The organism is Bradyrhizobium macuxiense (genome assembly GCF_001542415.1).
GTDB classification, from domain to species: domain Bacteria; phylum Pseudomonadota; class Alphaproteobacteria; order Rhizobiales; family Xanthobacteraceae; genus Bradyrhizobium; species Bradyrhizobium macuxiense.
On the sequence record NZ_LNCU01000098.1, the window covers coordinates 86585 to 112035 of the forward strand.

The window sequence follows — 25451 nt, forward strand, 5'->3', positions numbered from 1 at the left end:
TACATCGCCGGCACCACCTGGGCCGCCTATGGCGGCCTGCCGGACACGCCGGCGAGCTAAGGACAGCACCGCATGAACATCGAACTCCCGCGCAAGGCCCTCGATCTGTCCTCCGCCATTGCTGAAGGCGACATCCGCGTGCTGCTGATGGTGCTGGTGCACATGACCGGCGACACGAAGTGGCTGGAGCCGCCCTACAAGCCGAAGCGCGACGTCCGCCTGATCCCCGATCCCGATGCCGGCGTGCCGAAGGAGATCCAGGACGAGATCCGCGCGGCGGTGCTCAATCTCTTCGCGAACGGCACGCCGAAACCCGTCATCACCGACCCCGGCGACGAGATGATGCTGACGATGATGCGGGCGACGCTCGGCGAAAACGTCACACCGGAATACGCGCCGCTGATGCGGGAGGAGATGGGGTTTGTTCCCCGCGAGGCGCGCTGGCACAAGCGCCCCTCCGACGAGACGCTGGCGCGGCAGCATGTGCTGATCGTCGGCGCCGGTGTCTGCGCGATTGCGCTCGGCGTCGCGCTCGGAGGGCTCGGCATCCCCTACACCATCGTCGAGAAGGAAGACGAGATCGGTGGCACCTGGTACGTCAACCGCTATCCCGGCTGCGGCGTCGATACGCCGAACCACTCCTATTCCTTCTCCTTCGGCGCGCGCAATCCGTGGACGCGCTATTTCGCGCAGCGCCAAGAGCTGCTGGACTACCTGCTCAAGGTCGTGCGCGAACACGACATCCGCCGGAATGTCCGGCTCAACACCGAGCTCGTCGCCGCGCGCTGGGATGAGGGCAAGCGGTGCTGGATCTCGACCCTCAAGACAGCGAATGGCGAAGAGACTTTCCAGTCGACCGCGCTGGTCAGCGCGATCGGCCAGCTCAACGACCCCTCGCCGGCCCGCTTCAAGGGCGACGAGGATTTCAAGGGCTTGAAGATCCATTCGGCGCGATGGTCGGACGACATCAAGCTCGACGGCAAGCATGTCGCCGTGATCGGCACCGGCGCGACCGCAATGCAGCTTGTGCCTTCGATTGCCGATCGCGTCGCCTCGGTCACCGTTTATCAACGCACCGCGCAGTGGGCGCGCCCGGTGAAGGGCTACTCTGATCCGATCACCGAAGGCGCGCAGTGGCTGCTCGCCCATTTGCCGTTCTATGTTCAGTGGTACCGCTTCAATATGTTCTGGCGCTATGGCGACGGCCTGCTGCCGTTCCTGCGCAAGGACCCGGCGTGGCCGCATCCGGATCGCGCCGTCAACAAGGGCAATGACCGGCACCGCCAGGAACTGACCGACTTCATCCTCTCCGAATTGAAGGACCGTCCGGACCTGATCGAGAAATGCGTGCCAACCTATCCGCCCTACGGCAAGCGCATCCTGCTCGACAACAACTGGTTCAGGACGCTGACCAAGCCCAACGTCGAGCTCGTCACCGACAAGATCGATCACTTTGCACAGGAAGGCATCGTCACCGCCGACGGCACGCTGCGCCAGCACGACATCGTCGTGATCTCGACCGGCTTCAAGGTCTCCGAAATGGCAGCGCGGCTGAACGTCGCCGGACGCGATGGCAAGAATCTCAAGCAGGTCTGGCGCGACGACAATCCGACCGCCTATCTCGGCCTCACCGTGCCGGACTTTCCCAATCTCTTCCTGATGCTCGGACCGAACACAGGGCCCGCGCATGGCGGCAGCGTGATCTTCCAGTCCGAATGTCAGAGCCGCTACATCTCCGCGTGTCTGGTCGAGATGATCGAGAACGACATCGCGGCGATCGACGTGCATCCTGACGCGCATGATCAATACATCAGCAAGGTCGACGCCGAGCATGAGCAACTGATCTGGACGCATCCGGGAATGACAACCTACTACCGCAACAAACAGGGTCGCGTGTTCTCGGCGATGCCGTGGCGGTTCGTCGACTACTGGAAAATGACTCACGATCCGGATTTCAGCCGCTATCGTCAGACCAAAGCCGGACAGGAATCCTGACCTGAATCGACCTTCTCGGTAACTTGACAGACCGCGATATCTGCCGCAGCATTTCGGCCACTGCACCTGTTGAGGTGCGGAGCGCTCGCTCCCAGCATCGCAGGAACTGACGGCGGATTATATGATCAGCCGGCACGCAGCAGAAGCGGACAGATGTCCGTCGGCCCACCCTTGGAGAGGAGCATGACGCCACCGGCACAAGCCAGCGACCTTGCTCACCAGCAAGGTAACGGCGCAAGTTGAGGCGATCAGCAGCTGCTAGCCACATTGCGCCGCCGACAATCTGACCATATCCGCAGGACAAGAGCGCAAAGGCCAAGCGCTTTTAGGTCCCGAACCATCACTGGTGTGTACCAGATATCCTTCGCTAAAACGAAGTAGCAGGGCCCCGCGATGCTTGAATGCACCGGGGCCCGTTCGTTTGCGCTGCTGCCCCACCGGATCGCCACCTCGCATTGCGTCGCTGCTCTCGATCGGAAACAATCGTCCGGAGCAAGCGAGGATTGATGATGGAAAAGCCGCGGGTGCGCATCTACACCGACTACAAGAGTCCGTACGCCTATGTCGCCAACAAGCGACTGTTCGAGCTTGAGGAGAAATACGGCGTCGAGCTGGAATGGCTTCCCTATACTCTGCGCATCCCCGAGTTCATGGGCACGGTCGAGGAACGCACACCGCATTTCTGGCGCAAGGTGCGGTACTCCTACATGGACGCGCGGCGCTTCGCCAACGCGCAAGGCCTCGTCATGAAGGGCCCGCGCCGGATCTATGACGCGTTCTACTCCAGCGCCGGGATGCTGTTCGCTCAGCGTCATGGCTTGTTTCAGCCCTATCACGATACGGTGTTTCGGCGGTTCTGGAACCATGAGCTGGAGATCGATGAATTCTCTGACATTGCCGGCGTGATCTCCACCATCGGTGGCTCCGCCGATGATTTCGAGGCCTATGTTCGCGGGCCCGCTCGCGCCGAGCACGACCGCATCATCGACGAAGCCGAAGCACTCGGCGTGTTCGGCGTTCCGAGCATGGTGTTCAACGGCGAGCTGTTCTGGGGCGGCGACCGCATCGACATGCTGATCGAGCGGATCGAACATCCGGAAACAGTCGCGACCGCGCTCGGAAGCAGGCACCGCAAGTAGGTTCATTCGTTGACTGACCGCGTGCAACGATGCTGGTGATCGAAATCCAAATACTGCCGGGACGCTGCAAACACGTCGCACATCGTAGCTTATCGTTGTCATTGAAAGCACGGTCCTGACCGTTTCGAATCTGTTTACCCTCTTTTGCTAGCCTTCCGGAGATGTGACCACCGGGATCCGGCTATGTTCAAGGAAGGCCTCCCGATTGCCTATGATGCGCCGGCCGACCTGAAGAAGTGGCCTTCTCTCAGGAACGAGCGCGTGACCAGCAAGACGCCCTACCTGGTCTACAACGGAACGCTGGCGGACTGCATTCGGCTGCTGCTGGCCAAGCCGATCAACCAGATTTCGCTCTACAACATCGTGACCGAGCGCCAGACGGCGTTCGACAGCAACGTGCTGTCTCCGGCTGACGCGGCCGAGATCGCGCTGCGCAAGGACTTTCCGAAGGGTTGATCATCAGGCTCCACTCAGGATGGCCCAGCAGCCGGTGCGTTCGAGCACCGGCTTCAGGGCGGCGCGATCGTCGCCGTCGAGCGCAGCAAACTTCACGCGGAGCTGCTGCAGGCACTTGACCTGATATTTGAACGGCGCCAGCGCGTAAGGCAGGCCCCAGACCTTGATCTCGAGCCGGTCGAGCCCTTTCGCAAAAGCGTCCGCATTGGCGGCCAGGAACGGCAGATAGAGTTCGCCGGCAATCCGCAACAGCGCCTCGGCGAACCCGCCCAGCGCCTGTTCGCGCGGATACCAAGTGCCATCGGCACCGGAGGCGTCATCGAGCCTGCGCACCCAATGCTCCGTGAAGGGCGCCCGCTCCCGCATGATCCGCATCGGCGTCGGATCGGTTGCCATCTCGCTGAGCTGTCCGAACCAGGCGAAATCCGCCAGCGACGGCCGGCTGCCGAACATGTACTTCGTCATGCCGACATGCGGCTCGAAGGCTGCGAGGATGCGGCGATAACTCTCCTCCAGCAGCGGCTTGTTCTCGGCGGTCGCGCCGAGAATGACCATGCGCGAGATCTGTCGCTCGCGAAACTCCTCGATCTCCTGCGCGGTTCCGGTCTCGGCCTCCGACGTCGACCATTCCTCGGCGGCCCAGCGCGAGACGTAGGTCTGATCTTCCGGATCCCACCACCTATAGAGGAACAGCGGCTTCACTGCCCATTCGTCGGCGAGGTCCTCGAGCAGATCGCAAACGAAGGCCACAGCCCTGTCCTCCGGAATCACCGAACGGCCCTGATGCCGCGCCTCGAGATCATAGGCTAGCGTCGTGGTCTCGCCGCGATAGCTGCCGTCGGGATACTGCAGCACCGGGATCAGCATCGGCTTCAGATGCGCGGTCGCCTCGCGCAACGCCTTGGTCATGATGACCCAGTCGTGCGGTATCCGCCGGTAGCGCATCAGCGCCCGCAGCTTGATCGCGTAGGGCGACGCGGTGGATCCGATCAGGCGATAGCGGCTGTCAGTCATGATGGATCACACCGAAAATGCTGGATTGCCGTACGGATAAAACTTCGCAAGATCAACGTTTCTGTAGGGTAACTTGTCGAGCCGCGTCGTGCCGAGGAACGGCTGCTCGGGCTCGACCAGCAGGATCGTCTTGGCGAAGCCGTTGTCGTCGAAGCCGCGCCGGAAATGCACTCGCGACTTGATTGCCATCACGTCGAATGCCGCGATGTCGAGGCCGAGTGCCTTCAGCGAGAACGGCTCCATGATCTGCACCAGATAGGTGGAGAGGATCAGGACATTGTTACGGCCGAAACGCACGCAGATCCAGAATTGCCCATGTCCCTCGACCGCGGCCATGATCGTCCCCTGGACCCACACCGGCGCTCCCGCCGACTCGTCGACGAGACCGCCGACCGCCATGTCGAAGGCATCGCCGGCCTTGGCGCCGGCAGCCTTCAGGCTTGCGGTCGCCTTGGCATCGGCAATAGTGGCGATCAGCGTGTTGGCGAGATCCTGCGCTACGATCTCACGCAGCAGCCAGGTCGCCGATCCCGAACGGTCGCTGTGATCCGCCAGTACCACCGGTGTATTGCCGTCTGCAACGGCTTGCTTTGCCAATGCGACACCCTCGGCAATGCTGTGCAGTTTGGTTGATTGCAGCAAGGCCTCACGCAGCCGCCAGATCGTGCCGGCGAGATCGCGCGCAACCTGGTCGGCGAGTTCTGGCTTGTCATTTGTCAGCACGTGAACAGTCATGCCGACATCGGGCACGTCAGCAAACGGAAAGCCGAAGAAGATGTTGATGTAGACATCGACCTCGCGGGCTTCCCACACCAGCGCGCGCTGCACGAGATCCATCCACGGCCGCGCCCCGGTCCATTGCAGCACGGTCGGCGAGATCACGGGAATCTTGATGGTCTTGTGCGCCGGCTTGTAGTCGCCGCGGATCGCGCGGACCAGCATGCGCGCGGCCCGCTCGCCCTGCAGATAGCCGTCATAGTGCGGGAAATATTTGACCGTGAACGCCATGTCGGCCTGCGCGAGGAACGCCTCGTCCTCGTTGCCATGCAGGTCGAAGGTCGCGGCGATGAAGGCACCGCGCCCGACCACCTCCCGAACCTGCCGCGCCAGGTCGGCTTCCGGACGCGGTACGTCGCGCACAGCCATCGCGCCGTGCAAGGACAGATAGACGCCGTCAAAGGGCCCCTCTGCCTTGAGCCCGGCGATCATCCTGCCGACAAAAGTCCGGTAAGCCTCCTGGGTGATCCAGCCCGATCCGGTGCCCGTCTTCGGCCAAAGCGGGGATTCGATGCCGACCAGTTCGACCTCGGAAAACTCCCGCGCCGCCTTTACGAAGCCGCCCATGTAGTTCCTCGGATCGGAGCGCAGCAGCGCCTCGCCCTTGGCCGGCGAGCCCGGATAGATGAAATCGTCGAGCTTGGTCTCGTTCGGCAGGAACGAGACGGTTTCGTGGGCAAATTGCAGGACGGCGATACGGATCTTGCGATCACTCATTTTCATGCGCCTCACTCTTTTTCCGCAGTGTGGCATCGAAGTGCCTGCGCGCCAATGCCGCATTCGGATTTTGCCCGCCAGACCTGCAAATAAGCTGACGAGCTGCGCCTTGCCGGCTTGCGAATTCTGCTATCTTCGCGGTCAACAATTCGTCCCCAGTCCGCCCGACATCCAGGAGAGAACGCCATGAATCCGCCCGTCAACGCGCCCGCGATCAAGGTCGTCAAATCGGTTCGCGATCAAGTGAGCGCGGAGGAATGGCAGGCCCGTGTCGATCTCGCCGCCTGCTACCGGCTGACGGCGATGTACGGCATGACGGAGATGATCGCCAACCACATCTCCTGCCGCGTTCCCGGCACCACCGACCAGTTCCTGATCAATCCCTACGGCATGCTTTATGAGGAGATCGACGCCTCCTCGCTGATCAAGGTCGACGTCCAGGGCAACACGCTGTTCAACGCCTCCGACTATGACGTCAATGTCGCGGGCTTCGTCATTCACAGCGCGATCCACCTGGCCAAGCACGACATCGACTGCGTCGCGCACACCCACACACCGGCCGGCATGGCGGTCTCGGCGATGGAATGCGGCCTGCTGCCGATCGCGCAGACCTCGATGCGTTTCCTGCACATCGCCTATCACGACTTCGAAGGCATCGCCGACAATGTCGACGAGCGCGAGCGGCTGGTGCGCGACCTCGGCGACAACGAGGCGATGATCCTGCGCAACCACGGCCTGCTGGTGGTCGGCCAGACCGTCCCCGCCGCATTCAACGTGCTGTTCCGCCTGGAGCGCGCCTGCCAGACCCAGGTGATGGCGTTGTCCTGCAACACCAAGCTGACCTACCCGCCGCAAAACACCCTCGAAGACACCTATGAGCGGATGCTGCCGAAGCCCGGCCGTGCCGCACGCAACGGCGAACTCGCCTGGCCCGCTCTGCTGCGCAAACTCGACCGCGCGGATCCGTCATATCGGGACTGAGGCGCGAGGCCATCCTCGTTCGTCGCCCCAGCAACGATGTCGTCCCTGCGCAAGCAAGAACGACATTTCCTTTGCTGGGATTCGACATCGGAATAGTTCATCTCGGGTGTCATCACGCGCGCATGCGGGTGATTCAGTATTCCAGAGGCGCCGACGCTTGAGCCGAGAGGCCGCGGCGTACTGCATCGCCCGGCCGAGCCGGGCGATGACAGATGTGTGTGGGGACCAGCTTCGCAATTCTCGCGACGTGATTTGCCTGAGCTCTTCATCTCGTTTCGCCACTCTGAGAGCAGAGGGCGCAGGGAAAGCCGGGTGCTGATCGCACCCATGGGCCCGGTGCAATGAAAAAAGCACAGGGGTAGGACCACAGGTGTAACCGGAGCAAACCCGGCTTTCCCTGCGCGATGGGTTACGGCTTATACGTGCTCCCCGGTGAGACTGGGCTCTTTTGTCATCGTCATCAGCAAGAGGGCTTGCCTCGGCTGCTTCGGCGGGTTTCGTCAAATCTAGGGCCCGGCCCAAGCCTCTCTCAACCCTTCCACGGAGACTGAGAGGCCCAAGCCCGAGCCCATGGTCCAAACCCTTTGGAAGCCTGAAACCGTAATGGATACTACCACAACCACTCAACCCACAGGCAAGCGCGGCCGCAATGGCAGCGTCATCCTGACCGATCGCATGTGCCAAAAGCGCGTCGCCAAGCGGGTCAAGATTTACGATCGCGAATGCCCGGGCCTCTACGTCAGCATCACCAGGGCTGGCGTTGCGACCTTTTTCCTTCAAGTTCATCGATCGGCAGACCGGCAAGCAGCGCACCGGATGGCTCGGTACCTATAACCCCGAGACCTTCACCGTCGAAGATGCCCGCAGCAAGGTCTACGGCCTCAAGGCCATTGGCGGCGAGGCGCTGGCCGAGACCTTCCGCGAGCAGAAGGCGGCGAAGGCCAAACGGGGCAAGACCGTCGACGAGATCATCGAGGAGCGCCGGTCCGCAAGCCGGACGGCGAGATGCGGCCCCGGATCGAGACATGGGAGAACGTCGCCAGCCATCTGCGGCGTTTCATCAGCCCCGGCTCGGCAGGGAGCTCGCCGGCGAGGTCATCAAGCACAATATCGCCAGCCTCTCGAACGACATCGTTGCCGGCAAGGTCGGCGTATCGATCGCCAATGCCCCCCTCATGCGCCGCGCCGCGTCAGGCCGCGTTGCCCGGTCTCAAGCCGTCTACGCCGCACGATCTGCGCCGGACAGCGGCGACTTTGGCCTGTGATCTCGGCTTTGACGACGCGTGGATCGCGAAGTGCCTTGATCATGCCGCGAGCAAGAAGCAGGACCAGATCGTGTCCACCGTCACGGGCAAGGTCTACAATCACTCAAAGCGGATGACAGAGAAGCGCAAGGTGCTCATCGGCGTCGCGGCCGAGTTGCGGCGGATTATGATCACGCCAGCAGGGTCCGAATTGCAGCTGGTCGCCTAACCTACGACCGTTCATCGACCCATCAACGGTGTTCATATAGACCATGGGGCCCGACTTCTAGGTCGGGCTCTCGAAAGGTTATGTCAGCTATCCCGGCGGCGAAGCCGCATTCGCTTCCATGCCGCCGTTATGTCATGGACCGCGACGATCGCCGCCCATAGTGCCAAACACGCTACGCCCATCATGAACAATGTTGCTTCATTCATTGGACAAGAACCCTGTCTGGCCCCACCTATGAACACTAAGCGCGCTTCCTCGTTCCGGGCCCCACATAGGTTCCATTAAATGTCCGGCGCGCACCAGCCGATCCATCGGCGCCTGATTAACCCAATCTTACGTGCGTGACGTTCATCATTGGGCGGCGCTGAAATTAGGTGGCAGTTCCTCCCATGCTCAAAAACGGAACTTATGCGGCTTGGTTCAAGACCCCATTGGGCGAAGGCACAGGCATAGCCCATGTCGCGGATGGGAAAATCTGGGGCCGTGACAGCATTATGTCTTACAGCGGCTCTTGCGAGGTCGATGGCGATCGGTTCACCGCGATCGTGACGCTCAAGCGGCACACCGAAGGCCATGCAACAGTTTTTGGCGTGGATGATCTGACCCTACGGCTTGAGGGAACGTGCCCCGCGAACATAGGCACTTACGTAGGAACGGCTGATCAGATGCCGGGAGTGCTCCTTGAAGGCACTCTCATTCTGAGCGACGGCGTATCGCCCACGCCAGGACCGACCGCACCCTTGCCACCGTTCAATCTCAGCAGACTGCCGAAACTACCGAAGCGCTCCCGTTGATGGTCTGCGCACGAGGACGACGACATTGGATGATATCGAGAAGCACGGCCTCAAGTTGATCGAGGTGATGAAGGCTGCTGGGATTTGCATGGGACAGATCGTCCATCGAGAAGCGATTATTGCCGTTTGGAGCAAAGACGGTGCGAAGTGTGATGATCTCACCGCCGCGCTCAAGTTTGCAGAAAGTTTCGGTTGGATTGAGGACCCTGATGGCGGCGGGACATTCCTAAGGCTGACCGCCGTTGGGCAGGCAATATGACACGCGTGTCCAATCAACTAGTGCAACGTCTGCCTTCGATGCCGGGATGCGTGCTTGACCCGTTCCGCGTTCAAGCAGTTTAGGATGTGCTCCAACTGCTCGTTGACAAGCATGAGAGCCCTGAGAGTGCTGCGTGGATCGCCATCACAGGCGGCGACGATCTCGTCTAGCTCCCCCTCATACTCATCGAGATAATCGTTGGTCGTTGGATGCGGCATGCGAACAACCTCGAAACAGAAAACGTCGTTCGCGGATGGCGCGGGCCGCGCTTTTCCTCAATATTCACAGGCTGTCGCCAAGGAACGGATTGCAGCATTTGTGCGAGCCGCGCTTTGCTCTGAGTGAATATTTTGAATCGTTTGGGACATCACATGGTCGAGGTCTATTTCAACGTCAGGCGTGATCTGCTCGTCGTGAGAAAGGGGTTTCCTTTGCCGGCCGATAGTGCGCAAGGGAAATGGCGAAAGAGCAAGAAGAGGGTCATCCGGACCAGCGAAGAGATCAGGCAGGCGGTTCAGAGCCAACGCTACTACGTGCGTAGGCTCAGCGATCTCAAGAAGAACTGCACTGCCGATCAAAGCGCGTGACGACCATATGCAAAGGCCCGGCCGCCAATTAAGACGGCCGGGCGAGAGGAAGTATGAGCTTGATGAACAACGCGAATATGCTGCGGCGCGAAGTGAACTTCCATCCCGGGCGAATACGGGCGGCGCGCTCAGGCGTGTCCTGCCACTCGGTCCCACATTGGTTCCCGTCGCGCCACCAGTTGCAGGGTGGAAAAGCAGATCGGACATTCAAATGACCGAACGTCGTAATCTTTGGTCAGAGCCGCGACGGCGACGAGTATCCGTTCCGTGTTACAGGCAATGCATACGGGCGACGGCATAGCGTCTCTCCCTTCGATTGGAAGTAGGCTGCGATCTTACGTCCGACGGAATGGGTCCAGATCGATTATTTAAGCCGTAACAATACCGTCGGTAATATTGCCCCGCTCTGGGCGGACGCCGCGCAATCTGTTCTTGCGCAATCATTTGGCTATCGACGGCGCGCCCAAGCCCAGTTAGCGTATTGCTTTCCGCCGAGCCCTTTTTCTACCGAAATAGCTGCTTAGGGAGGTTGCTCATGCTCACTGCGGATCGGTTTGACAGCCGGACTTTTGCCAACATGGAAGTCGCACTGGAAAGGGCCTGTGAGCATCTGCCAAAGGGCACCGACGACTATAACGCCCGCCGTTACATCGCCCGCCGGATTATCAAGTGCGCGGAAGGCGGCGATCGAACGCTTGGCGGCCTCACCGAAGCCGGGCAAGCGGCTGTGTCGGAACTCACGTCGAACAAGGCTGCATAGCCGAAGCCGTCTCTCAAGTTCACCGCCCGAAGAACTGCCGGCGCTCAGGCCGAGCGTGCGTTGCCGCTGGGGCTTCGCAGCGCGGCCTCCAGTTCAGCAACGATATCGTGCATGAGTCTTTGCGCGAGCGGATCAGTCACCTCGCGCTCCATCATGCGATGCGGATTGGTATTCTACCATGCGCAATCGTCGCGGGACGCACCGTTCGTCACAGTGGGCGAGGCGGTCAGATGGACGTGTCCTGATCCTGAAACTCGGCGTTTTCGCCATGATGCTTGCATTTGTGGCGGTCAACCGATTCCATCTGACGCCGCGACTTGCGATCGGGTGCTCCAAAGGTGCTCAATCAAAATCGCTTGGTCAGTTCGCCCGGAACAGCGCGATTGAAACCGTCCTAGTGGTTTATCACGGTGATTTTGACTCTTTGTGGACAGCTTGATAGGCGCGGCCGAGTTCGGCGCGGGCATGTCGGTTGTGAACATCCATTTGATGCGGGCTGGGGTTTTATTTGGCTGCCGTTGTCATGCTGCGATCTGGTTTCGAAGCCTGTCGGGGTCGTCGATGCGGCGGCCGAGACGCTGGCGCTGAAGCACGCTGATCTCGCACTCGACCATGTTGAGCCAACTGGCGTGCTTCGGGGTGTGGTGGAATTCGAGGCGGCGCAGGATGCGTCGGGCCTCGGCGGGCGCGAAGGCCTCATACAGCGCCCCGGGCTTATGGATCGACAAATTGTCCTGCACGACACGGATGCAGGTGGCGCCGGGATAATGGACGTTGACGAGCTCACGCATGCAGTGGGCGTAGTCCACGGCTGTGCGGCGGTCGGTGACCTTGACGTCACGCCAGCCCCGATACGGATCGAAGGTGACGAAGAGATTGACGGTGCCGCTGCGGCGATACTCGTAATCGTAGCGCTCGCGCTGTCCCGGTTGAGCCGGGATTGGCTGGCGCACCTCGCCGATCAGCTGGACGGGGGTCTCGTCGAAGCAGACCAGTGGCCGGGCGGGATCCGGCGTCTCGGCGTAGAGGTCGAGCACGTCCTCCATGCGGGCGACGTGTTCGCCGTCGACATGGGGAATGCACCACATGTCCCTGCGCCATGGCTTGAGGTCGTTCTCGGCCAGCCGGCGACGCACGGTCTCGCCCGACAGGCTGTCGTGATCGGTGAGCTTGACCATCGTGTCGGCCAGCAGCGTCAGCGTCCAGCGTTCGCGGCCGGCAGGTGGCTTGGCGCATGCGGTCGCGACCAGCAGGGCCTCTTCCTTGCCGGTTAGCTTACGCTCTGCGCCCGGACGCGGCTCTTCGCTCAAGGCCCGCTCCAGATTGCCTTCCACGAAGCGGCGCTTGGTCCGGCCGATGGTGGAGAGGCTGACACTCACGGTCCGGGCGTCGCGGCGGGCCCCAGCGGCCGCCAGCAAAATCTGCGCCCGCTTGAGCTTGCGGGCGACTTGCTTGCCGCCGCCGAGCATCGCCGTCAGTTCGTCGCGCTCGCCTTGGCTCAATTCGACCCGATAACGTACATTCATGCTTTGCCTCCTGGTCGGAGGCCGGGACGAATCCAGCGATGAGTCAAAAATCAGGCGCGCGCCTCACCGAGAAGCAGGGTCACTACCTCGCTTTCATCCACACCTATTCGTACATGTTCGGACAGCCGCCCGCTGAAGCCGACATTCAGCGCCATTTTCGCGTCAGTCCGCCCTCAGTCCACCAGATGATCGTCACCCTCGAACGAAACGGTTTCATTCGCCGTCAGAAAGGCGTTCCCCGAAGCATCGAGATTCTCCTGCCACCCGAAAACTTGCCGATCCTCGAATGGCTCGGTATCAAAACCTAAAAACCACTGTGATGAACGACTAGCGAACGCCTCGGCAGCGGCAGCCGTCGGGATGATTTCGTCGGCGCGTCCGGCAACGATCGCGACGGGAAGCGAGATTTTCTCAAAGCTGTCCCGTGCGAAGATTGGGCCTGGCCCGGGCGCCATGGCGAAGGCGACGCGAATGCGTTCGTCACGATAGGACTTGCCGGCCTCGCTGTAGCGTTGCCGGAAATCCGGGTCGACGCCCATACGCGCTAAGGGTCTCCCGGCGCATGACGGCAGCGGGCGGCGGCGGTTTGCATGAGGCGTCGGCAGCGGGCGAGCGGCAGAACACTTGCAGCGTTCCGGATTGCTGCTGCCGCCAGCATCCGCAAGGACAGTATAGCCACCGAGCGAATGACTGGCCGCACCGATGCGCGCCGGATTGACTAGGCTGCCAAAGGTCTTATCGACGAGCATCGCATCGATAACGATTCAGAAATTTTATGCAGGCAACGACACCGTCGAGGTGAGGCTCCCGATAGGTGGCTGAGCTGAAGCCCGCAAGCTCCGCTCTCGCTGGGTGGCGGAGTACTCACTCGAGATGTCGTCTGAACAAGTTAGCCCGCGCGCGCTCGACAGAGATCCCCTCCTCCGACCTCAGGCATTGCGCAAGACTTCCTCGAGCTGCGCAACGAGCTTCGCCCTTTGCTCGGCAGGAAGCTTGTCCAGATTGATCTGCTTCCAGCGCACCGCTGGCAGGTCCGCCGCTCCAAGGAGGCCCAGCAGGCTCCAGTCCGGCTCGCCGCGCTTGAACCCTATGAGGAAATCCTTATGAGCCTGCGGCATTTTTCCAGCGAGTTCGGCGATCAGCGTTTCCCGGGCTTCGAGCAACTCGTCCAGGCTTACTTCATCGGCGATCATGCCTTCAAAGCCGTGTGTGAATTCGTGCTGGATGTCCTTGCGACGAGGAACCACGACCTCGGAAATCGACCTGTCATGGCTGATGAGGTAGACGATGAACGCCTTGCGGAGATCGTCCGTGATGCCTTCGTTGGCGAGCAGATCGCGGACATCGAAGAGGTCGCGCGGATGCTGCCGGTCGAGAGCCGCGACGAGCTTGCCGGCGTATAGATCGGCGAACGAAACAACTTTCATCTGTGCGAAGCCGAACGTTTCTTCGACGCCAGGCGAGACATCGCGCAGCTCCGGCTCGAAGACGCGGCCCCTGATCACCGGCGTGACCTCGATCTTGATCTGCGCGTCGCCTTTCTGGATAGTCAGCTTGGTGACGATCTTTTCACGAGTGTTGACGACTTCCGTCACCCGCGCGCCCGGCAATCCTTTCCTGATGGCCGCTGCCACGCGCTTCATCGCTGCATCGATCGTGGCAAGAGATTCGGGGCGCGGAGCTACCGGCAGATAGGTCAGGTCAATATCGACCGACAGGCGCGGCATGTCGCGGTGGAAGAGATTGATGGCGGTGCCGCCTTTGAGCGCAAAATCGGGCTCCGTCGCGACGAACGGAATCGTCTCGAGCAACAAGGCCACTTGATGCCGAAATTTTTCAGACAGGGGCATTGAGGTCGTCTGGGATGGTTATGAGGTATTTGGTGTCGAGTTTGCCGCCCTTAACGAGCATGCGCTTTCCCGTGCCGAGATTGACTTTCGACTTGTCGATCTGTTTGAGCCAGGCGTGCTGATGCCGCTCCGAGAACCAGAAGAACAATCGTTTGACCTTGACGCTTTTGCAGTCGTTCAGAAGCGTTTGGAGCCGCCGGGGACTCAGGCTCCTCAAGCCTTCCGCCAGTGCATCGACCTGATGGAAGCTTTCGTGGCGGGGCAATTCGTCGAGCAGTTCGAGGAACGCACGTTCGGGCGTTGATACCGTAAGAGGCCAGTCGAATGGTCCCGGTATTTCCCGCGTCGTACCCGACTTTGATTCGGGCAGGCTCCCGTGCGTTGTGAATAGGCTTTGCGCGCGGTGAACGCGGAATTTCTGTTTGAGCGGGAGTTTGCCGAGCCAGCCGGGAGCAGGCCGCGTTCCGTATAGATGTATAGTCGAAGGACCCGTCTGGCTCAGGTAGTGACTGAAGCCTTGCGCCTCGATCGCGGTACGTCCCCCGACGACGAGATCTGAGCCGAGCAGTCGCTGAAGTGAAACGACGACACTTTGCCAGGAGAGTTTGCCGAGCGGGCGTTTGAAGGTTCCCCGCGCCGGCTGAACCAGCCAGCCGGCCGATACGTATTGGCTGCGCAGGCTGGTGGAATATCCATGCCGTTCCATCCAGGCGGCATCGACCAGAAGTCCCTGCGGCAGAGTCCTTTCGAGCTTGTTTAGCTTTCTGTCCCTTTGCTCAGCCATACTGGGTAAATTGGCACTTTCTCAAACCAAGCTCAAGGTTTAAAAAACACCCATTTTCCGTAACTAGACTAAGTAAAATCATCACAAAACAAACTCGAAATCCGAAATTGACGTTTTGTTTCTCTTTTGTTCTATAGCAGGCTACCCTCCTGGGGCTGCTCGCGCAGGCGTTCGGGCAGATCGATGCGTCGGTGGAAAACCCGCCGGTCACATCAAAATCGACGACGCGCATGTGGACATTAAGCCGAGCGACATCGCAATCGCGCACAGATCATGTTGAATCCGGCTGCAACGATGATGGGGAGTTCATGAGTTTCAAAGCAACCGGCGCTTCGCATGAGGCAACCCTGCATTGCCCCAACTGCAATCACGAGATCCGGCTGACGGAGTCGTTGGCTGCTCCCCTCCTCGCTGAAACCCGTCAGCGCTTTCAACAGCAGCTGGCCAGCAAAGATGCAGAGATGGAGCGTAAGACCGAGGCACTGCGGCTGGAACGCGAGCAGGTCGCTAAGGACCGCGAGCAAATCGAGAACCACGTTGCGAAGCGATTGACCGCCAAACGTGCCCAACTGGTCGCGACCGAAAGCAAGAAGGCGCGAGAGACGGCCGCAGCAGAGCTGCAGGCGAAGGGACGCGGAAGCCGCGGAGCTGCGAGCGAACCTGCTTACCAACAACGCAAAGCTTGCCGAGGCGCAAAAGCAGCAGGCCGAACTGATGCGACCGCAGCGCGCACTCGAAGAGGAAAAGCGCAAACTCGACCTGACAATAGAGAGGCGCGTGCAGGCTTCAATCAGTGAAATCCAGATCAAGGCCAGGCAGGAAGCCGACGAAACAGCGCGTTTGCGCGTTGCCGAGAAGGACCAGACCATCGAGTCGATGTCCCGAACGATCCAGAAGCTCAAGCGCAAGGCCGAGCATGGATCACAGCAATCCCAAGGGGAAGTGCTCGAGCTCGAAGAGCTTCTGTGCGGACGTTTTCCGGCGGATTCGATTGAGCCCGTTGGAAAAGGTGAGCTCGGGGCGGACGTAATTCAGCAGGTAAATGGTGCTATCGGCCAATCTGCCGGCATCATCCTCTGGGAAACTAAGCTGGGAAACTAAGCGCGCCAAGGCATGGAGTGACGGGTGGCTCGCTAAATTGCGCGACGATCAGCGTCGTTCCGGTGCCGATATCGCACTGATCATCTCACATGCGCTACCAAAGCATATCGAGCAATTTGACTTGGTCGACGGTGTATGGGTGGCTCATCCGCGTTGCGCATTGCCAGTCGCCGTGGCGCTCCGCCAGGGTCTAATCGATGTGAGCAGCTCACGTCTCGTTCAGCAGGGTCAGCAGAGCAAGATCGAGCAAGTTTACCACTACCGAGATCGTGACGTCAGGCAAGCTCTGCACCGCAAGGTGCTGAAAGAGCGTCACGGCGACGCGGATACGTTGGTGCTCGACGAACTCGGCCTGCGCCATGGCACCTGCCGCGTAGATATCGCTGTCGTCAACGGCTACCTGCATGACTATGAAATCAAAAGCGACGCCGACACGCTGGTGGCGGCCAAACTGCGCAGGTCCATCCCGGCTGGCAGGTTCGCAAGATAGTATTTCTTCTCTCCCGACGCGCGGTGCTCGCCGATGAGCCAGGCTTCCTCCCCTGGAAGATGCTGCTGGCCCTTATCCCATATCCGTTGCGGAGGTCCGTCCGCTGTGCGCACGCGGACAGATGACGCGGAATGCCAACCGCCCAAGCAAGCATGTCTTCGGCCGCAATCGATAGAACGTCGGGAATGCTCCGCTTGCGGGGGCGGCCACACCGCATCCCACCGCAACACTCGTGACGATCGCGACACGCCCCTCAATCGGGTGAGACGCGCGTATTAGACCGCTGAGTTGGGTCAAACGCGAAGCGGAATTTTGCCCTACCGGGGTGATTTGTCGCAGGTCCGTGCCGATCGATCCGGTCTGTCAACCAGCGCCCGCCGCAATTGCGGTATCACCTCTTCGCCGAACAGCGTCTGCGTTTGGCGGCGATTTGCCGTCGCGCCTCTCCCCAGCATCGCCAGGAAATGGCCCGCGCCGCACCTGCGGCATTGATCGATGATCTGCTCGATGACCTGCGCCGGCGTGCCGGCGATGTAGTCGTCATCATGCAGCGAGAAGCCGCTTCCGGCCCTCGGCGCATCGAGCAACGGCGAGGAGTTTGCGACGACCCTCGGATCACCTGCAACCACCTTCAGGGTCGCAGCCTTCTCGGCCCGCGACGCCTCGCGCGCCTCGGCTTCGTCGTGTGAAATGCAGACATTGCGCCGGATTGCGAGCTGATCGGGTCCGACCGCGACGCCCAATTCCGCGGATTCGTTGCGATACACATCGAAGATTTCGGTTATTCGACCGACCGACTCGAATCCCGTACAGATCTTGGAGCGCCGCTGGGCCGACCTCTGCGCCGATCCGGTACTTACAACCGTCGTCCATTTGGGCGGCGAAGGCTGCAGGAACACGTTCGGCATCAGGGTCAGGTTTTCGAACTTCCAGTACTTTCCTTTATGGTTGACGACGGGACGAACGAGCGCCGCATCGAGAATCTCCAGGCTCTCGTTGAAGCGTTCGCGCGCCTCCTCCATGCTCAGACCGACACGCAGCAACTCCTGCGGCACGCCGGCCGCAAAGCCAATCTCGAGACGCCCGTTCGTCAGATGGTCCAGCATCGCGAGCTCTTCGACGATGCGCCAGGGCGCGTAGAGCGGCACCACCATCCCCATGGTTCCTAGGCGCAGTCGCGTCGTGCGGCGGGATACGGCAGCGATCAACAGGTTCGGAGACGGGCTGTACGACAGACCGAAGTGATGTTCGCTGAAGAATATCCCCTCGAACCCCATCCTTTCGGCTTCCAGCCAGAACCCGAAGGCTTCGTCGAACACGGCAGACGCCAGGTCTTGCCGCACCTCCCCTGCACCGAGGTTGGGGGCCTGCATGAATTCGAAGATCCAGGGCTTGATCAAGGGCTCCTCCCAGAGCAAATGATTTTGCTCGGCGGCCCGATTGAGCTCGAGCACCTGTGCCGCAGTCCTCTCGCTACACCCGGTCCTCGAATTTGAAGAATTGATTATAATGACCCCTGGGATAGATAGATTGGATATCAGCCAATGCGGTTCGAAGGCCTGGACTTGAATCTGCTGGTCGCGCTCGATGCCATCCTGGAAGAAGGCAGCGTCGTGCGGGCCAGTCAGCGCCTTCATCTCAGTCAGCCGGCGATGAGCGCCGCCATCGGCAGGCTGCGGCAGTACTTCAACGACGACATCTTCACGATGTCGCGGAGAAAGCTGGTGCCGACCCCACTGGCCCGGTCGCTCGAACGACCGACGCGCGACATATTGCTGCGCGTTCGAGCCAATCTGATCTCGGCTCCCGGATTCGAGCCGGCGAACTCCCAACGGCGCTTTCGGATCGTCGTTTCGGACTATGCGAGCATCGTGTTGATGCATCCGGTGATGAAGCGCGTGTACCGGGAGGCACCCGGGATCTCGCTGGAGCTTCTTCCCTTCAACGACCGGGTGGATGACCAGCTCGAGCGCGGCGAAGTGGACTTCATCATCATGCCCGACGTCAATGCCGTCGACGATCACCCCAGGCAACATCTGTTCGCGGACGAGTTCTGCTGCATCGCCTGGACCGGCAGTCGCAAGATCGGACGCTCGATATCGCTTGGCCGCTATCTTCAACTTGGCCACGTCACGGCTCAGTTCGGTCCCATCCGCAGGCCGTCCTTCGAGGAGAAGGCACTGGCCAGATCGGGTTACAAGCGCCGCATAGAGGTCATTGCGCCGAATTTCACCACGATGGTTGCTTCGGTCATCGGAACGGACCGTGTGGCAACGGTGCACAAGCGCCTTGCCGTCATCTTTGCCCGGAGCTTTCCGTTGAAGCTGCTGCACGCCCCTGTCCGTATTCCGGCATTTCGGGAGATGCTGCAGTGGCCGGCGTCATTTCACGCGGATCCCGCGCTGGTGTGGATGCGCGAGACGATCTCCGATGTTGCGTCCGAAATTGACCGGACACCGGCTGCGCGAATGAGGTTCGGGTAGCGGCGGTGCATCAGCCCCGCTGTGGACTTGGAAAGGGCACGGTTCGCCGGGACGACTTAGTGAGCCAAACATCGTCACATCAGGGACTGCGCGTCCGGCGCAGTCGTGAGGCTCAACCGCATGCCAGCTTGGAAAGGGATGTCATCCCTGTCAAGCGCGTAGATGCTTTACGCTGTGCCTGCCCGCCTCAGCTCCTTGCACCGCTGATGACGGGGCCGAACAACTCCCATTTGGCACCATCGAACCTTCGCAGTTGCATCTGCTTCAGCGGCGCAAAGTCGGACCGGCTGGTGTTGATGGTTATGCCGGGCAGCAGCGTACCGCTTCTGAAGTCTTTCAGGCTCGCCGCTTGCCGCATCACGTTTTCTCGCGTGAGATTGTCGCCGCACTGCTTGAGGACCTGAACGAGCGTCCGGGCGAGATTGTACCCGTTCGACACCATGCCGTCGGCTCGATTTCCTTCGGGAAAATCTCTTTCGAGAAACTGGTCGAACGCCTTCATGTTCGGGTCGTCTCTCCACTGCGGATCCAACGGGTCCATCAAATAGGCGACTGAGATAATCCCTTGCGCATTCTCGACGCCGGCCGGCTGGATCACCGCACCGGTCGAACTGCTGACGCTCGCGAGGAGGTGCACCGGCTTCCAGCCGATTTCGGCTGCCTTTCGGATCGCTTGCGCCGCGAATTTCGGTCCGGTGATGTCAACGAAGACGTTGGCATTGAGAGACTTCATCTTGACGACATGGGCGTCCACCGTGGGATCGGCGACCTCGTAGCTCTCCTCGACCACGATCATCGACTGAGCCATGCTGCCGAGACCGTCCTTCAGGCCCTTGAGATAGTCCTTCCCCAGGTCGTCGTTCTGATAAAGCACCGCAATCCGGGGGCTCGGAATGCTCTTCAGAATGTACTTGGCGTAGATTTGAGCTTCGCTCTGGTAGCTCGGGATCCAGCCCATGGTCCATGGGAATTCTGCAGCATCGTCCCACTTGGTCGCGCCGGTCGCGACGAACAGCTGCGGCACTTTCTTGCTGTTCATGTATTTGTGTATCGCCGAGTTCGTCGGAGTACCGAGCGAGCTGAAGATGAGGAGAACCTCGTCGCTTTCGACCAGCTTGCGCGCCTGCTCGACAGTCTTTGGCGGGCTGTAGCCGTCGTCATAGCTGATGAATTTTATCTTTCTCCCGTTGATGCCGCCCTCGGCGTTCAGCCTCCTAAAATAAGCCGCTTCGGCCTTGCCGACCATGCTCCAGGCGGATGCAGGGCCGCTATAGGGCATGATGTTGCCGATCTTGATCTCTGTGTCGGTGACACCGGTATCGTATTTCTTCTGCGCGAATGCGCCGTCTTGGCAGATCGCGAGGAAAGCAATGGCGGTCGAAAGCGCCGCCAGTCGTCGAGCGACGAAAAGCATTTCGTTTCTCCCAAATGAAATAAACTATGAATGTTGTGTCTGGCATTGAGCGGCCTCTTCCGGGCCGCCTGTCCTGTATTGAATACCGGCCATCGAACAAAGTCGATGCAATCCGACACTTCACACTCGCTTTCGCGCGGCCAACTCGCGCGATAGGTCAATCAGACTGACTTGGATGAGAGATAACCCCATAGAGCAGCGTGGCACGTCGCTAGACGCTGCCAGCATCGGCACACCCGGCTGGCATCCATCGGATCGGCGGTGATATGGTCGATTGCGGCGGCTCACGACGCCGCAGCCTATTTCAACACAATCAATTTTGGAGGACGCAATGCGAATTTCCTATGTCATTTCCTTTGTCTCGTGTCTCTTGGTGTCAGTATTCTCGATCCCAGCGAAGGCTGACGATGCAAATCTGAAACAGGAGGTCGAGAAGGTTGCCGCAGCCTATGTCGACAGCTTCAACAAGCATGATCCTGCAGGGATAGCCGCGCGGTACACCGCCGATGGCATGGTCGTCAATCCGACGGGATCTCACACGGATATTGCAGAGATCTACAAGGGCATCTTCAAGACCGGATGCGATCACAGCGACGTCACCATCGATCAGGTCTCCCCGTTGGGAGCTGATGCCGCGCTTGGCGTCGGCGAATACCATCTCAGCGGCAAGAACCAGAGCGGCGAACCCATCAATATCGTCGGTCGTTGGACTGCGGTTTACGTCCGTGACGGCGAGGGATTGAAAATCCGGATGCTCTCGGCGTTCCCAAAGGCGCCTCCTCCAAAGGACTAGCGTCGCGAGCTCGACAGAGAGAAGCCGCCGATCGGCGGCTTCTCTTCATGCTGGCGAAATTCGCGCGCGCTGTAAGCGCGATCGCTTTCGTACCGCCCTTACGGAACGTCAGCTTCCGAGTTGAATGGTGCGCTCAAGGGCTGCGGCGAAGCCGTTGAGGGGTATGTTGAAGACGACGGCCTGCCCGGTGTTGAGGTTCTGCGCGGCAACAGTGAGGACCTTGGAGCGGCCCAGCGTGTCCGTCACGGCGGTGGGAAAGAACAGTGGAAGCAGACAGCCTTGCGCGGTACAGGTCGAGAAACGCACCTGCTCCAGATCCCTGTTATCGAGCTTGAGAACCGCCCCCGCTTCGAGCTTCAGCCCGAACGGCATCAGCATGTTGCCTTCGGTTTTTCCGTCCCTGGAAAGCAGCTCGATGGCGAAGACCTGCAGGTTGGTCTCCTTGGAGACCTGCGACTGACTGAGGGTGCAGAGCCTCGCACCGTTGTCGACCACACATTTGACGATCCAATCGCCGTAAGTCTCGCTGATCGCGGATGCGCCCTTGGGAAGCTGGAAAGCACGGACCGTGCCGTCAGCCGTAGGAGGCTGGCTCCGCGCGCCGATCGGGGCGCCGCCGCCGGTTTGCTGCATGTTGGAGGTATCGGCAGTTCGCGCGGCGTCCGCTGAACCGCTACTGGCGATGAAAACGAGAGCGACAATCGCGCGAAGGCGCTTCTCTGCCGCGTTGGCCTTAACCATGACCCCACCCTGCCTTTCAGGTCTCTAATCCAATTTTGCACTTTACGTGGGTAAACTTCCCACGCATTGGAGACACACTTACTTGGAGAGTCCGGGACATGCAAGAGCTGATCGCCGCCACCGTGGTTATCGCGATTGTTGCGTTTTGTGGCAGGTATCTTTGGGGAGCGGCGCAGGAAGCCAAAGCGGCGAACAGGCGCGGGCGATAGTTGCAGCGGTGACCGGCGACGCGTCGGTCACCGCTGCATCACTTGATGCAGGATAATCCGCAGGATGGGTGGCACGCCGCAACATCCCCGGCTCGCGTCCGAGCCGAAAAGGATGGGTATCGTTGCGCTCGGCTCTGCGCGGCTAGCACAGCATCCCGAAGAACTCGCGCGTTTCGCGGACGAACAGCTCGGGCTGCTCGAATGCGGAGAAATGCCCGCCCTTCGGCATCTCCTTCCAGTGCTGGATGTTGGGGAAGCTCGCTTCCATCCATTTGCGGACCGGCGTCACGATCTCCTTGGGAAAGACGGCGACGCCGGTCGGCACCGTCACCTTGTGCAGGGTACGCTTGTTCGCGCCAAAACTCTCCCAGTAGAGCCGCGCCGACGACGCAGCTGTCGCGGGGACCCAGTACAGCATGACGTTGTCGAGCAGCTCGTCGCGGCTCAGGATGTTCTCGGGATGCCCATCGCAATCGGTCCAGGCCCAGAACTTCTCCAGGATCCAGGCCGCCTGCCCGCTGGGCGAATCCGTCAGACCGTAACCCAGCGTCTGCGGCCGGGTGGATTGCTGCTTGGAATATCCGGAATCCCAGTCGACATAGTATTTGATGCCGTTGAGCGCCCGTGTCTCCTCCGGCGTCGGCTGCCCCTCGACATTGGGTCGCGTCGACATCGCGAGCGTGATGTGGATGCCGGCGCAATGCGCGGCGTCCTGCCCGCCGATCGCGGTCGTGACCGCCGAGCCCCAATCGCCGCCTTGCGCGAAATAGCTCGTGTAGCCGAGCCGCTGCATCAGCACGGCCCAGGCCTTGGCGATGCGATCGACGCCCCAGCCGGTCGCGGTCGGCTTGGCGGAGAAGCCGAAGCCCGGCAGCGACGGGCATACCACGTGGAACGCATCGGCCGCGTTCCCGCCATGCGCAGTCGGGTCGGTCAGCGGTTCGATCACCTTGTGGAATTCGACCACCGATCCCGGCCAGCCATGAGTGATGATCAGCGGCTTCGCGTTCGGATGAGGCGAGCGGACATGGATGAAATGAATGTCGAGCCCGTCGATCGCGGTCGTGAACTGGCTGAAGCGATTGAGCCTTGCCTCGCGCTGGCGCCAATCATAGTCCTCGGCCCAATAGCGGCAGACGTCCTTGATCCATTTCAGGGGCGCGCCCTGGCTCCAGTCGTCGACCAGCTCGGCTTCGGGCCATCGCGTGCGGCGCAGCCGGGCGCGGAGATCGTCGAGCAAATCGTCGCTAACGGAAATGCGAAATGGGCTGATGGCATCGTTCATGGCGTTTCCCCGGGGGCACAAGACCTGCCGTGAAACATAGGATCGGGCCGTCGGCCGATCAAACCGCCGCACGCCGCTATTTGCCGAGAGCCGTCTCCAGCAGCGCCTGGGCCTGCCTGGTCGCCTCGGCAAAAGCCGGCTGCTGCGGCGCGCGCTCCGTGAAGCATCGCCTGAAGGCCGCCTCGCCCTGCTCCCGCAGATTGCCGAGCTTGTCGTAGGCCTTCTTGTCGATCTGCTTGCGGCGCAGCTTCTCTTCCGCCTCGTCAGCCCGCTTGATGTAGCCAGCGCGGATCGCGCTACAGGCAGGCACCTGCACGGCCGGCTCGATGCCGCCATAGGCGATATAGACCTTGCCGTTGGCAAGCGCGACCGCGAACACCTCGTCGGCCCGATCGGGGGTATCGTCCTGGGTGCGGCCGGCCAGGAAGGCGTAGGTCGACGTGGCCGCCGTGGGCCTGGCGATCGGCAGCTCGTTGAAATTGATCACCGCCGCATCGGTCGAGATCGCCTGGGTGTAGAGGCCCTCGAACTTCAGCGCCGCATCGAACTGCTGCGGCACGTTTTTGGAGCCTTTGTCCCACCAATCCTTGTGCCCTTGCAGCCAACGAGTGAACAGGGTTTCGGTGGTGACGATGACGTGGGCCTTCGGCTCGACATAGCTGCCGTCGGCACCTTGTCCGGCCTTTGCGCCGCCCTTGCCGGTATCGGCATCGAAGCGCAGGGCGTCCAGCATGCCGAACCCCTCGTCACCCTTATAGAGAGTGTCGAGATTGAGCTGAGCCGGCCCGAAGCCCGCACGCGCAGACTCGGACAGGATCGTTGTTAGCTGGACCTTGAGATCTGCCCGTGCAGCCGCTTCGGCCTTGTCGACGGCATCACCAGTCTGCCCAGCGTCCATCTGTTTGGCGAATTTGGCGATCGCGGCGTCACGCGCGGCGATGTAGCGGTCCTCCGGCGACGCGGCATTGGCGTGCGACAGGACCAGGATCGGGGCGAGGCAAAGGGAAAGGCGCATGAACAAATGCATGCCCTGTGGTCGCCCGCAGGGCATGCAAGGTTCAAAGGTCACGGGGGTACTGGAGCCTCGGTCCCGGTTGACTTCAGGACCAAGGCTCAAGATTCTTGCTTGACGCGCCTGCGCGCGGAGACCGGCGTCCACGTCACCCGGAAACCTTCACCCTTGCCGGCGGCAGCCGCCGCCGACACGGGTTTGGTCGAGCCGGACCGGTCAGGCTGCCTTGGCCTTGGCCACGTGGGTGGCGATCGCATCCATCAATGGCGGCGACAGGCAGTCATAAGGCTCGAGCCCGAGCTCCTTCAGGCGCGACCTGATCCCGGCCATATCCGTCGGCTTGACGCCGGACTCGATCACCGACGAGACGAATGCCGCAAATCCGGGAGCGGCAGAGCCGGATTCCTGGAACAGCTCGGGATGGATGAAATCGAGACCGTAGAACGGATGGCCCTTGTTCTCGATCCGGCCGTACATATGGGTGCCGCAGCCCGTGCAGGCGTAACGCTGGATCACCGCCGCGGTGTCGACGATCTTGAGCTTGTCGCCGTTCTCGAGCACGGTGACGTTCTCCCGCGGCACCACCGCGACCACCGAGAAGGTCGCCCCGTCGGGCTTCCAGCACTTGGTGCAGCCACAGGCATGATTGTGGGCCACGTCGCCCTTGATGGCGACCTTGACCGGCTTGTCCTTGCATTTGCAGATCAAGGTCCCGCCGGCGAAATGGCCTGACCCCTGTTTGACGCCGTTATCGACCGATGGGTGGATATGAACAGTCATTGGTCTATCCTCCTAGTGCTTGGTGTTTTGA

General features: G+C 60.9%; 28 protein-coding genes and 2 pseudogenes. 17 read left to right on the plus strand and 13 right to left on the minus strand.

Features of this window, described 5'->3' with window-relative positions; all coding sequences use genetic code 11:
* Positions 1 to 72 precede the first annotated feature (72 nt).
* The 3 genes from AS156_RS29535 to AS156_RS29545 all read left to right on the plus strand — a co-directional run bounded on the left by AS156_RS29535 (position 73) and on the right by AS156_RS29545 (position 3590).
* Complete coding sequence (locus tag AS156_RS29535) at positions 73 to 1995, plus strand: flavin-containing monooxygenase (RefSeq protein WP_066512138.1); 1923 nt, start codon at positions 73 to 75, stop codon at positions 1993 to 1995.
* 509 nt (positions 1996 to 2504) lie between these two features.
* Entirely contained in the window at positions 2505 to 3134 is a 630-nt protein-coding gene (locus tag AS156_RS29540) for a 2-hydroxychromene-2-carboxylate isomerase (RefSeq protein WP_066512140.1), read from the plus strand.
* A 183-nt stretch (positions 3135 to 3317) separates the two neighbouring features.
* Positions 3318 to 3590 (plus strand): hypothetical protein, encoded by a 273-nt coding sequence (locus tag AS156_RS29545; protein WP_066512141.1) that lies wholly within the window; start codon positions 3318 to 3320, stop codon positions 3588 to 3590.
* 3 nt (positions 3591 to 3593) lie between these two features.
* Here the strand turns inward: AS156_RS29545 and AS156_RS29550 are convergent, their stop codons facing one another.
* Both AS156_RS29550 and AS156_RS29555 read right to left on the minus strand, forming a co-directional pair.
* A complete protein-coding gene (locus AS156_RS29550; RefSeq protein WP_066512142.1) occupies positions 3594 to 4604 on the minus strand; it encodes a glutathione S-transferase N-terminal domain-containing protein in 1011 nt (336 codons plus the stop codon).
* Between the two features lie 6 nt (positions 4605 to 4610).
* Positions 4611 to 6098, minus strand: coding sequence for a M81 family metallopeptidase (locus AS156_RS29555; RefSeq protein ID WP_066512154.1), 1488 nt, complete (start codon positions 6096 to 6098; stop codon positions 4611 to 4613).
* Positions 6099 to 6284: 186 nt separating this feature from the next.
* Here AS156_RS29555 and AS156_RS29560 point away from each other — a divergent pair, with 186 nt between their 5' ends.
* On the plus strand, positions 6285 to 7079 hold the full coding sequence (locus AS156_RS29560) for a class II aldolase/adducin family protein (protein ID WP_066512156.1): 795 nt from the start codon (positions 6285 to 6287) through the stop codon (positions 7077 to 7079).
* Positions 7080 to 7824: 745 nt separating this feature from the next.
* Here the strand turns inward: AS156_RS29560 and AS156_RS45085 are convergent.
* A complete protein-coding gene (locus tag AS156_RS45085) occupies positions 7825 to 8106 on the minus strand; it encodes a hypothetical protein (RefSeq protein ID WP_066512158.1) in 282 nt (93 codons plus the stop codon).
* On the opposite strand from AS156_RS45085, the gene AS156_RS45090 reads away from it, so the two are divergent.
* From AS156_RS45090 to AS156_RS46125, 7 genes are all read left to right on the plus strand, one after another.
* On the plus strand, positions 8105 to 8344 hold the full coding sequence (locus AS156_RS45090; RefSeq protein WP_066512160.1) for a hypothetical protein: 240 nt from the start codon (positions 8105 to 8107) through the stop codon (positions 8342 to 8344). The genes AS156_RS45085 and AS156_RS45090 overlap by 2 nt on opposite strands.
* Positions 8280 to 8552, plus strand: coding sequence for a site-specific integrase (locus AS156_RS45095; protein WP_245313128.1), 273 nt, complete (start codon positions 8280 to 8282; stop codon positions 8550 to 8552). Before AS156_RS45090 ends, AS156_RS45095 begins: the two co-directional genes overlap by 65 nt.
* A 389-nt stretch (positions 8553 to 8941) precedes the next feature.
* Positions 8942 to 9346: a hypothetical protein gene (locus AS156_RS29580; RefSeq protein WP_066512164.1), complete on the plus strand. Its 405-nt coding sequence runs from the start codon at positions 8942 to 8944 to the stop codon at positions 9344 to 9346.
* A gap of 25 nt (positions 9347 to 9371) precedes the next feature.
* A complete protein-coding gene (locus AS156_RS29585) occupies positions 9372 to 9605 on the plus strand; it encodes a hypothetical protein (RefSeq protein ID WP_066512167.1) in 234 nt (77 codons plus the stop codon).
* A 371-nt stretch (positions 9606 to 9976) separates the two neighbouring features.
* The gene (locus AS156_RS29595) at positions 9977 to 10192 is read left to right on the plus strand and encodes a hypothetical protein (RefSeq protein ID WP_066512170.1); all 216 of its coding nucleotides are present in this window, start codon (positions 9977 to 9979) and stop codon (positions 10190 to 10192) included.
* Between the two features lie 535 nt (positions 10193 to 10727).
* A complete protein-coding gene (locus AS156_RS29600) occupies positions 10728 to 10952 on the plus strand; it encodes a hypothetical protein (protein WP_066512369.1) in 225 nt (74 codons plus the stop codon).
* Positions 10953 to 11130: 178 nt separating this feature from the next.
* Positions 11131 to 11391: a CopD family protein gene (locus tag AS156_RS46125; RefSeq protein WP_082747801.1), complete on the plus strand. Its 261-nt coding sequence runs from the start codon at positions 11131 to 11133 to the stop codon at positions 11389 to 11391.
* On the opposite strand, the pseudogene AS156_RS29605 reads toward AS156_RS46125, so the two are convergent.
* Positions 11358 to 12478: pseudogene (locus AS156_RS29605) on the minus strand (IS630 family transposase). The gene AS156_RS46125 and the pseudogene AS156_RS29605 sit on opposite strands and share 34 nt — an antisense overlap.
* Before the next feature lie 113 nt (positions 12479 to 12591).
* Between AS156_RS29605 and AS156_RS41315 the strand changes: the two are divergent.
* Positions 12592 to 12786, plus strand: coding sequence for a LexA family protein (locus tag AS156_RS41315; protein ID WP_245313136.1), 195 nt, complete (start codon positions 12592 to 12594; stop codon positions 12784 to 12786).
* Positions 12787 to 13407: 621 nt separating this feature from the next.
* Here the strand turns inward: AS156_RS41315 and AS156_RS29615 are convergent.
* Positions 13408 to 14328, minus strand: a complete 921-nt coding sequence (locus tag AS156_RS29615; protein WP_066512175.1) for a nucleotidyl transferase AbiEii/AbiGii toxin family protein — start codon at positions 14326 to 14328, stop codon at positions 13408 to 13410.
* Positions 14315 to 15112 carry a type IV toxin-antitoxin system AbiEi family antitoxin domain-containing protein gene (locus AS156_RS29620; RefSeq protein ID WP_066512177.1) on the minus strand — a complete coding sequence of 266 codons (798 nt, stop codon included), beginning with the start codon at positions 15110 to 15112 and terminating at the stop codon, positions 14315 to 14317. Before AS156_RS29620 ends, AS156_RS29615 begins: the two co-directional genes overlap by 14 nt.
* A gap of 191 nt (positions 15113 to 15303) precedes the next feature.
* Between AS156_RS29620 and AS156_RS45100 the strand changes: the two genes are divergently transcribed.
* Genes AS156_RS45100 through AS156_RS45105 form a run of 3 tightly spaced genes read left to right on the plus strand, consistent with a single transcriptional unit; the run spans position 15304 to position 16703 of the window.
* On the plus strand, positions 15304 to 15909 hold the full coding sequence (locus AS156_RS45100; RefSeq protein ID WP_245313129.1) for a hypothetical protein: 606 nt from the start codon (positions 15304 to 15306) through the stop codon (positions 15907 to 15909).
* Positions 15890 to 16213: a DUF2130 domain-containing protein gene (locus AS156_RS45675; RefSeq protein WP_283807950.1), complete on the plus strand. Its 324-nt coding sequence runs from the start codon at positions 15890 to 15892 to the stop codon at positions 16211 to 16213. The genes AS156_RS45100 and AS156_RS45675 overlap by 20 nt, the downstream gene beginning before the upstream one ends.
* A complete protein-coding gene (locus tag AS156_RS45105) occupies positions 16155 to 16703 on the plus strand; it encodes a DUF2130 domain-containing protein (protein WP_283807951.1) in 549 nt (182 codons plus the stop codon). Before AS156_RS45675 ends, AS156_RS45105 begins: the two co-directional genes overlap by 59 nt.
* Here AS156_RS45105 and AS156_RS41320 read toward each other — a convergent pair.
* Positions 16652 to 16911, minus strand: a pseudogene (locus tag AS156_RS41320) (IS701 family transposase); the annotation flags it as partial. The gene AS156_RS45105 and the pseudogene AS156_RS41320 sit on opposite strands and share 52 nt — an antisense overlap.
* Before the next feature lie 109 nt (positions 16912 to 17020).
* A complete protein-coding gene (locus AS156_RS29630) occupies positions 17021 to 18340 on the minus strand; it encodes an LLM class flavin-dependent oxidoreductase (RefSeq protein WP_082747803.1) in 1320 nt (439 codons plus the stop codon).
* Between AS156_RS29630 and AS156_RS29635 the strand changes: the two genes are divergently transcribed.
* On the plus strand, positions 18248 to 19186 hold the full coding sequence (locus AS156_RS29635) for a LysR family transcriptional regulator (protein WP_066512180.1): 939 nt from the start codon (positions 18248 to 18250) through the stop codon (positions 19184 to 19186). The two genes, AS156_RS29630 and AS156_RS29635, sit on opposite strands and share 93 nt — an antisense overlap.
* A gap of 187 nt (positions 19187 to 19373) precedes the next feature.
* On the opposite strand, the gene AS156_RS29640 is transcribed toward AS156_RS29635, so the two are convergent.
* Positions 19374 to 20600: an ABC transporter substrate-binding protein gene (locus tag AS156_RS29640; RefSeq protein ID WP_066512183.1), complete on the minus strand. Its 1227-nt coding sequence runs from the start codon at positions 20598 to 20600 to the stop codon at positions 19374 to 19376.
* Positions 20601 to 20874: 274 nt separating this feature from the next.
* Here AS156_RS29640 and AS156_RS29645 point away from each other — a divergent pair, with 274 nt between their 5' ends.
* The gene (locus AS156_RS29645) at positions 20875 to 21393 is read left to right on the plus strand and encodes a YybH family protein (RefSeq protein ID WP_245313130.1); all 519 of its coding nucleotides are present in this window, start codon (positions 20875 to 20877) and stop codon (positions 21391 to 21393) included.
* A 108-nt stretch (positions 21394 to 21501) separates the two neighbouring features.
* Here the strand turns inward: AS156_RS29645 and AS156_RS29650 are convergent, their stop codons facing one another.
* The 4 genes from AS156_RS29650 to gfa form a co-directional block, all read right to left on the minus strand.
* Complete coding sequence (locus AS156_RS29650) at positions 21502 to 22134, minus strand: invasion associated locus B family protein (RefSeq protein WP_066512190.1); 633 nt, start codon at positions 22132 to 22134, stop codon at positions 21502 to 21504.
* 351 nt (positions 22135 to 22485) lie between these two features.
* Positions 22486 to 23628, minus strand: coding sequence for an epoxide hydrolase family protein (locus tag AS156_RS29655; protein WP_066512192.1), 1143 nt, complete (start codon positions 23626 to 23628; stop codon positions 22486 to 22488).
* Positions 23629 to 23704: 76 nt separating this feature from the next.
* Entirely contained in the window at positions 23705 to 24643 is a 939-nt protein-coding gene (locus tag AS156_RS29660) for a hypothetical protein (RefSeq protein ID WP_136626494.1), read from the minus strand.
* Between the two features lie 213 nt (positions 24644 to 24856).
* On the minus strand, positions 24857 to 25420 hold the full coding sequence (gfa, locus tag AS156_RS29665; RefSeq protein ID WP_066512201.1) for an S-(hydroxymethyl)glutathione synthase: 564 nt from the start codon (positions 25418 to 25420) through the stop codon (positions 24857 to 24859).
* Positions 25421 to 25451 lie beyond the last annotated feature (31 nt).